The following is a 12559-nucleotide window of genomic DNA, read 5'->3' on the forward strand; positions in this document are numbered from 1 at the left end:
GTTTAATCTTCTTTTACTTTTAATACTAGTTTTCCTTTTTTATCTCCGGTAAACAGTCGCTTAAAAGTATCATGAAAATTTTCAATGCCTTCATACACATCTTCCCGGCTTTTTAGCTTGCCTTGCATCATCCACATTCCCATTTCTTGAGCTGCTTTTGCGTAGTCTTTGGCATAATCCATCACCACCATACCTTGCATAGTGGCTCTGTTAACCAATAACGACAAATAGTTACTCGGTCCTTTTATTGCCGTTTTATTGTTATATTGTGATATCGCACCACATATAATAATGCGGGCATGCATTCGTAATCTTGTTAAGGCTACATCTAGAATCTCACCTCCAACGTTATCAAAATACACATCAATCCCTTTAGGGCATTCTCTCTTTAAAGCGGTTGCCAGATTTTCTGATTTATAGTCTATTGCACCGTCAAAACCAAGCTCATCAATAAGATATTTACACTTATCCGCACCACCTGCAATACCTATAACCTTGCAACCTTTAATTTTTGCGATTTGACCTACGATACTTCCAACAGCTCCGGCCGCGCCCGAAACTAACACGATATCTCCTTCTTTGATTTTTCCAACTTCTGTAATTCCAAAATATGCGGTCATTCCGGGCATACCTAGTGTACCTATATACATTGGCATTGGCGCTAAGTTCGTATCAACTTTATACCAGTTCTCTCCATTAGTCACCACATATTGTTGTACACCACCCCAGCCTGTTAAAACATCACCTTCTTCAAACTTAGGGTGATTATTGGACTTAACAACTATACCAATAGAACCGGAACGCATAACTTCGCCTATTTGCACAGGAGGGATGTATGACTTTGTATCATTCATCCAACCCCGCATAGCAGGGTCTAGTGATATATAGTGATGCTGTATTAAAACCTCTCCTTCACCTGGTTCAGCAATAGGATTACTTTCAAGTTCCCAGGTGTCAGCCTCTGGCATACCAATTGGTCTTTTCTTAAATATTAGCTGTTTGTTCATTTCTGATTGTTTTTAGATTTCGTTTCGATCAGTTGTGCTTTACAACCTTCGAATATTTACTGAATATTATTTCTTTTGAAGGCTTTCAACAAAATCTTTCATTTTACTTCTTATTTCAGGGCTCCACCATAATTCTATTGCTTCTCCTAAATCCTTGCCTCCGTCAGTTTCTAAGTTTCTAAGCCAACTTTTACGTAATTTTTGCTTTGTATTTACTAAGATAGTTTCATTTGCTTTTAGAAACTGTTTCATTTTTCTTTCAGCCATTGGCAATACTTCTTCTAATGCGACTACTTTATTTACTAAGCCGCAAGACAATGCCTCCTGCGCTTTGAATAATTTACCATCAAGGATTGCTTCATGTGCCTTTCCTCTACCTATCCAAAAAGAATATGCATCGATAAGGTTGTTCGATATCTGTATATTAACGGCAACTTCGTTTAAGCCTATGGTATACTTATCTCCTTCAGCCATAATCCTATAATCTGCTGTTATGGCAAACACACAGCCCCCTGCGGGAGCATGTCCCGTAATGGCGCAAATCATAGGTTTTTTAAAGGTCGCCATTTGAATATGAAGTTGGCCAAAAGCTTTAAAAAATGCTTCGATTTGTTCTTCATCATATCCGTAAAGCTCAATCACATCAAGTCCGGCGGAAAAGAAATGAGGAGTTCCTGTTAATATTACTCCTTTTACCTCATGATCATTTTCTAGCTTAGTAAATGTGACGGTAAGTTCTTTTACCATCTCGTGATTAATAGCATTTACCTTACCACGATTTAGTTGAACAATTGTATAATGTTCCTTTTTTTCAATTTGAATAGTATTCATTCTGTTGTCCAAATTAGATATCAACTACTTACAATGATGTACCACCGTCTAATGTGATCGTTTGTCCTGTAATAAACTTGGTGTTATCTGATGCTAACCAAACGATTGCATCAGCTATTTCTTCCGGCTTGCCATAGCGATTCATCGGGATAACACTCTTTAAAATAGTATCCATATCTTCTCTGGCTGATCTTAAATAATTGAGCAAGGAAGATTCAGTATAACCCGGACAAACAGCATTTACTCGAATGTTTTTCGTTGCATACTCCATGGCAGCTGACTTCGTCATTCCGACCACCGCAAACTTACTGGCACTATAAGAAATGTTATTTGGTGAAGCTTTCAAGCCTGCCAAAGAGGCAACATTAACGATATTACCATGACCTTGTTTCATCATTTGCTGTAATGCTGCTTTCATACCATAAAAAACCCCCGTTTGATTAACTGCAATGACCCGATCCCAATCTTCTAAAGAGGAATCTCCCACTCTAGCAAGATTTTTGGGGCCAATACCAGCATTATTAACGATCACATCTAATTGGCCAAAAGCATCGACTGTTTGATTCACTAAACTTTCTACTTCATCAAATTTGGCCACATTTGCTTTTATAGATATCGCTTTCCCTCCAGCTTCGGCTATTTCATCTGCAACAGTATTTGATTTCTCAAGCGAGTAATCAGAGACTATTACCTGAGCTCCGTGATTTGCAAAATGTCTTGCTGTTGCTGCACCAATTCCCGATCCTGATCCGGTTACAATGACTACTTTATCTTTTACTTCCATGTAATGTTTGTTGTTTTTCTCTAATCATGAAAAGAGATTTATGATATTTTTACTTACAAAAAATTAGCTTAGAATCTTTTAATGCCTTTTTCCTAATATGACTAGGATAACCTTCCATGCTTACCATAGCAAGAAAGTCTTTTTTGCTGCCATAGCTTACAACAAGTACTTCATCCCACAAATCTTCTTCAACAGGACCAATAATCATGATACTCGGCTTGGCTTTAAAGACAATTTTAGCCTTTACTTTTGCAAAAAATGGCATTGCTTTTTCCATATATTCTTTATATAGTGCTTTACCCGTTTTTCCAGAATCACCTACCATATCATTGTATTTTAAATAATTAAGCATATGCAATGGTTGATTATCTGGTAGCGCCATTAGCTGTTGAATGGCATCGGTACTTGGATCTAAATAAGAATCTTTCATTCTTTTATTAGTCTATTTTATTCGTTTGAATTGATTTGAGAGCCAGTTTGCAACATAAGTCGGCTGCCTTATTCAAATTTGCAAAGCGTGGATCGGTAGTATAACCATGTTTATATCGGTAATATATTTGTTGAGCGATTACCGCTATTTTAAAAAGACCGTACACATAGTAAAAAACGATGTTGTTAATGGGTAATCCACTTTTTTGGGTATACATCTCAACTACTTCACTCCTGCCAGGGTTACCTTCAAAAACTGTTGGAGAAGGAATCCCTTGCTTCACAAAGTCGTTATCAGAAGCCATTGTCCAATAACCTAGTGAAGTACCTAAATCCATAAGAGGATCACCCAAAGTGGCCATCTCCCAATCGAGAATGGCACTTACTTCACCCCAACTATTATCTGCAAATACCACATTATCGTATTTATAGTCATTGTGTATTAAACTGTGATCATAAGAAGTTGGTTGATTATCTTCCATCCATTGCATCACCTTATTTGCTAGTGTAATATCATCAGTCGAAGCTTTAAGATATTGTTTTCCCCAGTTGGTTACTTGTCGTTCTACATATCCTTCCGGTTTTCCCAAATCATGTAAACCTGCCTTTTTATAGTCCACTTGATGCAAGCTCACAAAGGTATCCATCCAAGAATTTGCAATGGTTTTAAAATCACCAGCGGGAATATTCAATTTTTTCGCTTGCTGAAAACTTAAAATAATTCCCTCAACTTTTTCCATTAAATAAAAAGAAGAACCGATAACCGCCTCATCTTCAGTATAAGCATACATTTTGGGAACTTTTGAAAACACCGAATTTAATCCGCTTTGAACCTTGTACTCACGCCCCATATCATGGCCACGTTTAATCGCTCCAAACGGAGGTCGCCTCAGGACATACTCGTTGTTTTCAATTGATATTAAATATGTTAAATTAGAAAAACCATGAGTAAATTGCTTTACTCCTAATTCGCTTTTTACATTGTTAATGATATTATTTTCAAAAAGGAACTGTTTTAAATTACCCTCATTTAACTCCTCTCCTTGCCTTACCTGTTGCTTACTCATTTAACTCCAAAAACTAATTAGCATATTTTTTAATAACACTTTTACCCAATTGATACATATGCACCTCGTCAGGACCATCGGCTAATCGAAGCATGCGGGCAGCTACAAAATAGTGTGCAAGTGGTGTATCTGGTCCTACACCTTTCCCTCCATGAATCTGTATCGCTCGGTCGATCACCTTAAGTGCCATATTGGGTGCAACAATTTTAATCATCGCAATAAGATCTTTAGCTTCCTTATTTCCCGCCTTGTCCATTTTATCAGCAGCAGATAGCGTAAGTAATCTAGCCTGTTCCACATCGCATTTTGATTGTGCTATTTCTTGGCGAATACTACTGAAATCTTTGAATGTTTTGCCAAAGGCAATACGCTCCGCAGCTCTTTTAGACATTAATTCTAATGAGCGTTGTGCCATACCACATAAACGCATACAATGATGTATTCTACCCGGCCCTAAACGCCCTTGCGCTATTTCAAAACCTCGTCCTTCACCAAGTAACATATTTTCTTTAGGCACTCGTACATTCTCCAGAATGATCTCTGCGTGCCCTTCAGGAGAATCATAAAAACCAAAAACAGGTAATGGACGGATAATTTTTAACCCAGGCGTATCCATAGGAACCAAAATCATACTTTGCTGTTGATGTCTTGGAGCATTCGCATCCGTTTTTCCCATTACAATCGCTATTTTACAATGAGGATCCATACCACCGGAAGACCACCATTTACGACCATTAATCACATAGTCATCACTATCAAGTGTTATAGATGTTTCTATATTGGTTGCATCAGAAGATGCGACTTCAGGCTCTGTCATCAAAAAAGCGGAACGTATTTCGCCTTTCATTAAAGGATCTAACCACTTTTTTTGTTGATCCTTAGTCCCATATTTAGCTAATACCTCCATATTTCCAGTATCAGGCGCACTACAATTGAATACTTCAGAAGACCATAGTACACGGCCCATAATTTCGGCTAGAGAAGCATACTCTAAATTTGATAATCCTGGACTTAGTTCACCATAAGATCTTGGTAAAAACAAATTCCACAAACCTGCTTTCTTTGCTTTTTCTTTTAAGGCGTCAAGGCCAGGCCAACGTTTCCAATAGTTTTCAGGATTTGTGTTGAAAGCATATACTTCATGTTCTACGGGAAGAATATGCTCTTCCATAAACATTTTTAGGTTTTGTTGAAGAGCTTTCGACTTTTCTGAATATTCAAAATTCATTAGTGGTTGTTTTTTATTTAACCTGCAATCATATAACCTCCATCAGCTGTATAAACACCTCCTGTCATATATGTACCCGCGTCAGATGCCAATAAACAGACTATTCCTTCCATTTCTTCTGGCATCCCCATACGACCCGATGGCAATGCGCGCTCTACCTTTTGTAGAATTTTCTCGTTGGACCATAATGCTTGGCTAAATTTTGTCTTTATTAATCCCGGACACAACACATTTGCTCGCACACCATGTTGCCCCCACTCTTTTGCTTGATTTTTGGTAAGCATTAACATTGCAGCCTTACTAGTACTATATAAGCCTAGTCCCATACCAGGAGTTAGCGCTTCAACAGATGCTATGTTGATAATACTACCGCCTTTTCTTTTCCGCATACTGGGCAATACCAAATTTGACAGCATCCAAGGAGCTTTTACATTTACATCCATAATTTTATCAAAGACACTTTCATCAGCTTCTTCAATCGGTCCAAAAACAGGATTAATGGCAGCATTGTTGACCAAAATATCGATCCCACCAAGCTGTTCAATAGTTTTATCCACAAGTGCTTTTCTCTGGTCTTCTTTTCCAATATGACAGGCAATACCAGTTGCTTTTAGCCCTTCATTTTTAAACTCATTTGCTACAGCCTCACAAGCGTCTTGGTCTCGACTGCTTATGACTACATGAGCTCCGTTTTCTGCTAATCCTTTTGCTATTGCTTTGCCAATACCTTTACTCGATCCCGTTATAATCGCGATTTTGCCATGAAGGTCAAATTGTTGTTTTATATTCATTTAGTATGATCGTTTAATTTTAGATAAAGACTTTTTTATCTGTCTTCACCGTTAAGGTTTCGTCATCCATTAATGCTTCCGCTAAACTTGTAGTTTTGGTAAGCTCATATTTAAAATAGAATTTCATCGCATGAATTTTACTCTCATAAAACTCAGCCGAATGTGAAGTATCACCAGAAACAAGACTTATACTAGCTTGAGTTGCCATATCAAGCCATAACCAGCTAATGGTAATATGACTAAAGAACTCCATAAATAAGTTAGCATCCGCTAAATAACGTTCATAATTTCCTTTTTGCGCATATCGCATTAAAGAGCCTATTACTTCTTGTGCCAATTTTAGTTTTTCACCTAGTTTCTTCGCATAAGGAGCCAACTCGTTGTAATTTGCCGCTTTACCAATAGTTTCCATTATTTCAGCGGATAATAGTTGCAGTGCTTTTCCATTTTCCATTGGCACTTTTCTACCTAGTAAATCTTGAGACTGTATACCGGTAGTTCCCTCATAAATAGAGAAAATTCTAATATCACGATGGTATTGCTGTAAAATAAAGTCTTCACAAAAACCATAGCCTCCTAGTACCTGAAGTCCGTTTGTTACACTTAGTGCACCAGCTTCCGAAGGGAAGGTTTTTACAATGGGAATAAGAATTTCTAATAAGAGTTTGGCTTTCTGTTTTTCATCTTCGTTTTTAGAAGATTCTAGTATGTCCTGATATCTTGCAGCTAATAAAATGAGACTAATAGAACCTTCGGCAATTGATTTTTGAAGTAGCAACATTCTACGCACGTCAGGGTGCTCTATAATTAGGCTTTGACCTTCGTTAGGGTTTTTCTTACCGGAACTTTGTAGCTTACGTCCTTGTGGTCGTTCATTAGCATACTGCAATGAAGCCTGATATGCAGCCATAGCAATCGCAGCAGCACCTCGACCAACACCAATTCGAGCCCCGTTCATCATCATAAACATATATTTTAAACCTTGGTTTGCTTCTCCTACTAACCAGCCTTTACAATCGCCAGAATCACCAAAGCCTAAATGGGTCGTACAGTAACCTTTTTGACCCATTTTCTGAAAATCAGCTACTGTTGTTACATCGTTTGACTCTAAATTACCATTTTCCGTTATTCGATTTTTAGGAACCACAAATAATGAAATTCCTTTTGTTCCAGCAGGTGCCCCTTCTATTCTAGCAAGTACTAAATGCACTACATTTTCTGCATATTGATAATCACCTCCTGAAATAAATATTTTTTGTCCGCTAATATGATAATGATCATCAGCAGCGGGTGTGGCTTTTGTTACAATATCTGATAATGAGCTTCCTGCCTGTGGTTCTGTTAAGCACATGGTTCCGCCCCATTGTCCGGATAACATATTAGGAACGTAGGCTTCATTAAGCTCTTTATTGGCAAAGTGGACAATTAGCTCAGCGGCTCCTTGAGTAAGACCAGCATAACCGGGTAAATGATTGTTAGCAGCATCCTGGATATACGTAGCTGCTGTGTGAACCATAAACGGTATTTGTAGTCCCCCAGCTTCATAATCGAATGGAGCAGCAATCAAACCCATTTCACCTCCTTTTTTCATCATGACATCAACCTGTTTATGAACGATGACGGTACCATCTTTATGATGAGCTGGAGTTTCATCCATTTCCTTAAAATATGGGAATAACTCTCTGTCAGAAAATTCTTTGACAGAATCAAGAAATAAGTCTAATGATTCATGGTCGTGATCAACAAATCGATCATTTGATAAGATGCTTTCTAAGTCGTGAACTTCATAAAGTAGAAATTTCAACGTCTCCATGTCAATATAAGTAGATGCCATAACAACGCTTTTTATTAAGTATTACTAACTAAACAATAAAGTAAAGGATATTTTGTTGGATTCTTATTAAACCTGTTTAATAAATAACGATTTGATATCGATGATGGTTTCGAATCTCGATAAGTGTCTTTGCTTTATTTTAAAAAGGAATTTCTTGTCTTAGGGGCACTGACACTAATTGCTTATTTTCTTGCTACTCGCTTTCTAATTTTCGAAAGTCCAACGGGAGTGATTCCTAAATAAGAAGCAATCAAGTATTGGGGTAAACGCTGAAAAAGATCCGGTCTTTTATCTAATAATTTTATATAGCGTTCCTGGTTCGTAAGTGTTTTCAAATCATTTGTTTTTTGAAATATCTTTACAAATGCTTCTTGCATAGATATTCTACCAAAACGTTCTAGATCATGTGAAAAATTGTAAGATTTAATTACATCTTCTTTCAAGATCATTTGAACAATACAATTCTCCGTCGCCTTTACATAATTTTCAGAAGGAACATTCTCTATATAGGAGTATAAGTCCGTAAAAAAAGTATTATCTGTAAAAAATTCCATTACATGAATTCCCAGATCATCCTCTGTGTAATAACATACACAACCTTTTTCAAGAAAGTAAAAATGATTCACAAACTGACCAGGTTTGATAATGAACTCTCCTTTTTTAAAATGTTTTTCTTTATAAAATTGAAGACCATAGGTAAGATCCTGATCAGAGACCGAAGTATAAGAGCGTATTTTTCTTTTTAAATTATCCAATTTGAATAGATAGTAGGACTTGAAAACTGCCTTCTTTAGCGATCCTTAAAATACGATTTTAAAAATCTAAATATTTTGTAGCACTATTCCATTCTGATGTAGCAAATCATATAAAGATTTCTCGAAACTGTAGCGCATTTCTGTGAAACTAACTTCTAGGTAAAGCGGGTTACCCATATAATCTTTGTACGGTGTGTATGACATTGTTTTTGGTGATGGGGGTTATACTGTCAAAGTTTGACAATTTATAACTCAAATCCAAATCATTTCATAATTCTTTCACACTTAGTTATTAACTGTACTTAAGAGTTATTTTGAATAGAAAAAATATTCTTTTTAGATCTATTTTTGAGAGTTTGTTCCATAAAAAAGGATGGTAAGTTGATTTGGGGAACACTTACCATCCTTTCACAACAGGTTAAGTTGGGGGATTATTGTTAACGAATACGCTCTAACATTTCCATCATTTTTTTTGCTTCCGTTTCATCAATACTCGTTTTATAAAGTTTAGACATGATCATTTTTATTTCAGGAATAAGTTTTTTGATCATATCATAACCAGTTTTAGAAAGAACGACATCCATTTTTCTTCTGTTTTCTGCAGAAAGGGTTCTTTTAACCAATTTCTTTTTTACCAATCGGTCGATCAACCTAGTTATGTCCGAATTAGTATGCGGAATTTTCCTTTTTATACCTCCAACTGACATTGGAGACGGATTCGATCTAAACAACATCTCAAGAATGTTATACTGTGTCATTGTAAGACCATATTGCTTTAAATGATTTACAATTTTAGCTTCAATATAGCTACCGGTTCGCATAATATGCGAAGCAAGCTGCTGTTCAATTTTATGGGGCAAGTTGTGTTTCATAGGTTAAACGTACTAACTTTTATTGTTAGCTACAAAATTTGTGACTAACAATTGGATAAAAGCATTTAATATTTAGGTGAAATGAAAAATTTTATGTAATCAACTGATTTAAAAATATTTAAAAACAAAACCTTAAGTTTTTATTTAACAAATTGTTTAACCAAACTTTGGTGGTTTCGCTTTCAACTCAGTTGATAACAATTTTTCGGTTTTTGGAGTATAGCCATCCGCTATACTATCGGGAGCACAAGATGCAAACAATAGCAGGGCAACTACAGTAAGCGAAATAAGTGCGATCAATTTTTTTACTCGCATAAGTTTGTAATAGGTTAAGATTAATTGTTGAAAAAGAATGGTGAAACGATTTGGGAGTGTCTCACCATTCTATAACAGCACTGGTCAAGATTGGTAATACAAAAGGTTAAATGGTTGGGTTTAACCTTGTGATTAAGTTTCTTCCAAATATTGAAAGGCCATTAATCGAATTCACAGCAAAGTTCTTTGAATATCTCTTGTATGCTTTTCTAAACTCTTTTGTGAAAATTAGCATTGCCGCGTAGAACACAAAAGAGAAGGCTGCCAATAAAAACAACGCAAGCATATTAGATAAGAGCACTTCTAGGTAATACATTATGTTTGATTTAGGGTTTAGTTTGTTTTGTTTTGCAATGATTTATTACGACTATCTTAAAGTATTAGTTTAAATAAATATTGTTGCAAACACAATTCAAACATATCCGATAAAATGTCTGCTACAAAATTTGTGTCGAACATTTAGATGAAATCCCGTCAATTTTCGGTGAAAAACTCTTTTTTGAAGAAAATAAGGTGCGATTTTGAAAAATATTACCTTTCGAAATACCTATGAACAGTGGGATTGAAGAGTTATCAACATGTTATTAACCGATAAAATCTTGCAGGATATCGGATTGCATAACTCGATAAAGCAGATTAAAGTTGATTCTATTTTGGAAGCGAATACTACTTAATACAGTTGTCCTATTTAATAATAATATCCACGTGCTGTAGTAGGCTTACATAACAAAGTGAATCATCTTTTGTTCGAATGACACTATTTATGCTAGTGTTCTAACCAAAACCATTAATTCATATACCTCCAACCAATGCTTTCAGGAACTGTGAAGAAAATATAGTGGTTACAGAGGTGAAATAAAAAGAAGAAATGATCTTAAAAAAATAAGCGTCCAAGTAAATGTACTTAAGTATAAGCAGATTTACCTGAACGCCTGACAACTAGAAACGGACTACATTAGTCCTTTGTAGATGACGAGCAAAGATTTGGGATCAATCTCGCCATTGTTTTATTTGTTTCACAAGCAGCGCTCCGCTTAAAATAAGCATGGCTATGAGAAATACATTATACACAATCATTGTCTTATTTTTTTAATTAAACTTTTGGTTGATGGTGGTGCCTCATTGTTTTGCAAACTTTCAAAAAGAACGTTTACCAATTGCTTCACCTCTTTATTTATTCTTTCAATGACTTCTTTACCTTTAACTGATAATTTTATTTCCATCTGTCGTCTGTTAGTTACGGACAGATCTCTCTCAACGAGTTTTTTGGCAATCAACCTATCTACCAAGCGAGTAATATCTGCATTACCATATGATATTTTTTCCTTTAACTCACCAACATTCATAGGTCGTTCTCCTACTCTTGATAACACATTTATTGTATTGTACTGAATATAAGTAAGGCCGTAATTTCTTAAATGCGAAGTGATTTTAGCTTGAATCCAATTACCGGTATTCATAATATCGTCAGCTAACTGCAGGTCAGATTTTGGGGTCATAATTTGGGTTAGTTTGGTTCAAATGTATAAATTTATCTGTGTATAACAAAATTTGTGTTAAACAAATTTTAAAATTCAACTTTGAACAACAAAAAACGACGCCCTCGAAGTGAGCGTCGTTGCATACCTAATTATTGAATTATGTCTTTGTTTTAAATTATTATCAGCTAAAAAGATCGCCCCCTGTTTTGTTAGGAGACTGCGGAACATGAAGATTTAAATTAAACTGCTCGTTAATTTTTTTAATGAAATAAGTTGCCAATAAAGGGGATTCTTTCTCTACGTTTTGATGAATAAAGAAATGGATATTGGTTAGCCCTTGTTCAACCCACTTCTCTAATCTATCAACCCAATCATCTAATCTAGGATAATCTGACGGGTGATTTGCTCCCACATACCTAACAAAGGCCTCGTTATTAGTGAGACGCATATGCATGATATCACGCCTTCCTGCAGAATCGACCAATACATTGGCAATATTATGGGCTTCTAATAAGTAATAAATCCGTTCTGCGATATCGTCATCACTAAACCATTTGGTATGTCTAAACTCTATTGCTAATGGGATGTTTTTGGGCCATTCTTCTACAAATTTTTCAACCCGATCGATATCCTTTGGCGTAAAGTTGTTATTCATTTGCAAAAAAAGGGTTCCTAAATGATCCTCTAAACGTACCGCAGCATCAATACACTGTCTTACTGGTTCTTTTACCTCATTGAGGCGTTTCCAGTGGCTAACCTCTTGATTTAGTTTAGGAAAAAATTTGAAACCGTTTGGCACTTTACTTTTCCATTTTTCAAATTGATCCCCGTCAAAAATGCGATAGAAAGTAGCATTCAATTCAATACTATTAAATTGAGTGGAGTAATATTCGAGCTCGTCTTTTGTGCCTCTTGGGTAGAAATTCTTAAGATCCTGTCGGTTCCACTTTGCACAACCAACATATACTTTTAATTCTTGACCTTTTTTTACCCCTTGCAATACCTTTTTAGTATCAGGATGATCGGGTGGTAAACTAAAATCGATTATTGAAGGATCCTCTACTTTTCCAAATTTCATAAGATTATTTAGGTTAACTGTTCTTAAGTGTTAGAACTTCTTAGTGAATAAAGAAGGTTAAAAGTACTAATTCATAAAATGTACCGC

At 35.9% G+C, this 12559-nt stretch carries 14 protein-coding genes; all 14 read right to left on the minus strand.

From position 1 onward, the window contains the following. Positions 1 to 2 precede the first annotated feature (2 nt). Complete coding sequence (locus ABN763_RS03260) at positions 3 to 1007, minus strand: NADP-dependent oxidoreductase (protein ID WP_410483982.1); 1005 nt, start codon at positions 1005 to 1007, stop codon at positions 3 to 5. Between the two features lie 66 nt (positions 1008 to 1073). Further along, positions 1074 to 1838 carry an enoyl-CoA hydratase/isomerase family protein gene (locus ABN763_RS03265; protein WP_410483983.1) on the minus strand — a complete coding sequence of 255 codons (765 nt, stop codon included), beginning with the start codon at positions 1836 to 1838 and terminating at the stop codon, positions 1074 to 1076. Between the two features lie 28 nt (positions 1839 to 1866). Next, on the minus strand, positions 1867 to 2622 hold the full coding sequence (locus ABN763_RS03270; RefSeq protein WP_410483984.1) for an SDR family NAD(P)-dependent oxidoreductase: 756 nt from the start codon (positions 2620 to 2622) through the stop codon (positions 1867 to 1869). Positions 2623 to 2671: 49 nt separating this feature from the next. Next, on the minus strand, positions 2672 to 3052 hold the full coding sequence (locus ABN763_RS03275; RefSeq protein ID WP_410483985.1) for a hypothetical protein: 381 nt from the start codon (positions 3050 to 3052) through the stop codon (positions 2672 to 2674). Between the two features lie 7 nt (positions 3053 to 3059). After that, positions 3060 to 4118, minus strand: coding sequence for a phosphotransferase family protein (locus ABN763_RS03280; protein ID WP_410483986.1), 1059 nt, complete (start codon positions 4116 to 4118; stop codon positions 3060 to 3062). Between the two features lie 13 nt (positions 4119 to 4131). After that, the gene (locus ABN763_RS03285) at positions 4132 to 5346 is read right to left on the minus strand and encodes an acyl-CoA dehydrogenase family protein (protein WP_410483987.1); all 1215 of its coding nucleotides are present in this window, start codon (positions 5344 to 5346) and stop codon (positions 4132 to 4134) included. A 17-nt stretch (positions 5347 to 5363) separates the two neighbouring features. Next, entirely contained in the window at positions 5364 to 6137 is a 774-nt protein-coding gene (locus ABN763_RS03290) for a glucose 1-dehydrogenase (protein ID WP_410483988.1), read from the minus strand. 19 nt (positions 6138 to 6156) lie between these two features. Beyond that, positions 6157 to 7971, minus strand: coding sequence for an acyl-CoA dehydrogenase (locus tag ABN763_RS03295; protein ID WP_410483989.1), 1815 nt, complete (start codon positions 7969 to 7971; stop codon positions 6157 to 6159). Between the two features lie 182 nt (positions 7972 to 8153). Beyond that, positions 8154 to 8726 carry a Crp/Fnr family transcriptional regulator gene (locus ABN763_RS03300; protein WP_410483990.1) on the minus strand — a complete coding sequence of 191 codons (573 nt, stop codon included), beginning with the start codon at positions 8724 to 8726 and terminating at the stop codon, positions 8154 to 8156. A gap of 437 nt (positions 8727 to 9163) precedes the next feature. Next, positions 9164 to 9598 (minus strand): MarR family winged helix-turn-helix transcriptional regulator, encoded by a 435-nt coding sequence (locus tag ABN763_RS03305; RefSeq protein ID WP_410483991.1) that lies wholly within the window; start codon positions 9596 to 9598, stop codon positions 9164 to 9166. Positions 9599 to 9754: 156 nt separating this feature from the next. Then, entirely contained in the window at positions 9755 to 9913 is a 159-nt protein-coding gene (locus ABN763_RS03310; protein WP_410483992.1) for a hypothetical protein, read from the minus strand. A gap of 106 nt (positions 9914 to 10019) precedes the next feature. Then, positions 10020 to 10229 (minus strand): hypothetical protein, encoded by a 210-nt coding sequence (locus tag ABN763_RS03315; protein ID WP_410483993.1) that lies wholly within the window; start codon positions 10227 to 10229, stop codon positions 10020 to 10022. A gap of 757 nt (positions 10230 to 10986) precedes the next feature. Beyond that, on the minus strand, positions 10987 to 11412 hold the full coding sequence (locus tag ABN763_RS03320) for a MarR family winged helix-turn-helix transcriptional regulator (RefSeq protein WP_410483994.1): 426 nt from the start codon (positions 11410 to 11412) through the stop codon (positions 10987 to 10989). A gap of 163 nt (positions 11413 to 11575) precedes the next feature. Next, positions 11576 to 12472 carry a DUF72 domain-containing protein gene (locus ABN763_RS03325; protein ID WP_410483995.1) on the minus strand — a complete coding sequence of 299 codons (897 nt, stop codon included), beginning with the start codon at positions 12470 to 12472 and terminating at the stop codon, positions 11576 to 11578. Positions 12473 to 12559 lie beyond the last annotated feature (87 nt).

It is taken from the genome of Spongiivirga sp. MCCC 1A20706 (genome assembly GCF_046524175.1).
Classification (GTDB): domain Bacteria; phylum Bacteroidota; class Bacteroidia; order Flavobacteriales; family Flavobacteriaceae; genus Spongiivirga.

What these genes read in the sequence shown, in the direction of transcription:
- ABN763_RS03260 (WP_410483982.1), bottom strand. Translation starts at nt 1,007, where the DNA reads ATGAACAAACAGCTAATATTTAAGAAAAGACCAATTGGTATGCCAGAG.
- ABN763_RS03265 (WP_410483983.1), bottom strand. Translation starts at nt 1,838, where the DNA reads ATGAATACTATTCAAATTGAAAAAAAGGAACATTATACAATTGTTCAA.
- ABN763_RS03270 (WP_410483984.1), bottom strand. Translation starts at nt 2,622, where the DNA reads ATGGAAGTAAAAGATAAAGTAGTCATTGTAACCGGATCAGGATCGGGA.
- ABN763_RS03275 (WP_410483985.1), bottom strand. Translation starts at nt 3,052, where the DNA reads ATGAAAGATTCTTATTTAGATCCAAGTACCGATGCCATTCAACAGCTA.
- ABN763_RS03280 (WP_410483986.1), bottom strand. Translation starts at nt 4,118, where the DNA reads ATGAGTAAGCAACAGGTAAGGCAAGGAGAGGAGTTAAATGAGGGTAAT.
- ABN763_RS03285 (WP_410483987.1), bottom strand. Translation starts at nt 5,346, where the DNA reads ATGAATTTTGAATATTCAGAAAAGTCGAAAGCTCTTCAACAAAACCTA.
- ABN763_RS03290 (WP_410483988.1), bottom strand. Translation starts at nt 6,137, where the DNA reads ATGAATATAAAACAACAATTTGACCTTCATGGCAAAATCGCGATTATA.
- ABN763_RS03295 (WP_410483989.1), bottom strand. Translation starts at nt 7,971, where the DNA reads ATGGCATCTACTTATATTGACATGGAGACGTTGAAATTTCTACTTTAT.
- ABN763_RS03305 (WP_410483991.1), bottom strand. Translation starts at nt 9,598, where the DNA reads ATGAAACACAACTTGCCCCATAAAATTGAACAGCAGCTTGCTTCGCAT.
- ABN763_RS03310 (WP_410483992.1), bottom strand. Translation starts at nt 9,913, where the DNA reads ATGCGAGTAAAAAAATTGATCGCACTTATTTCGCTTACTGTAGTTGCC.
- ABN763_RS03315 (WP_410483993.1), bottom strand. Translation starts at nt 10,229, where the DNA reads ATGTATTACCTAGAAGTGCTCTTATCTAATATGCTTGCGTTGTTTTTA.
- ABN763_RS03320 (WP_410483994.1), bottom strand. Translation starts at nt 11,412, where the DNA reads ATGACCCCAAAATCTGACCTGCAGTTAGCTGACGATATTATGAATACC.
- ABN763_RS03325 (WP_410483995.1), bottom strand. Translation starts at nt 12,472, where the DNA reads ATGAAATTTGGAAAAGTAGAGGATCCTTCAATAATCGATTTTAGTTTA.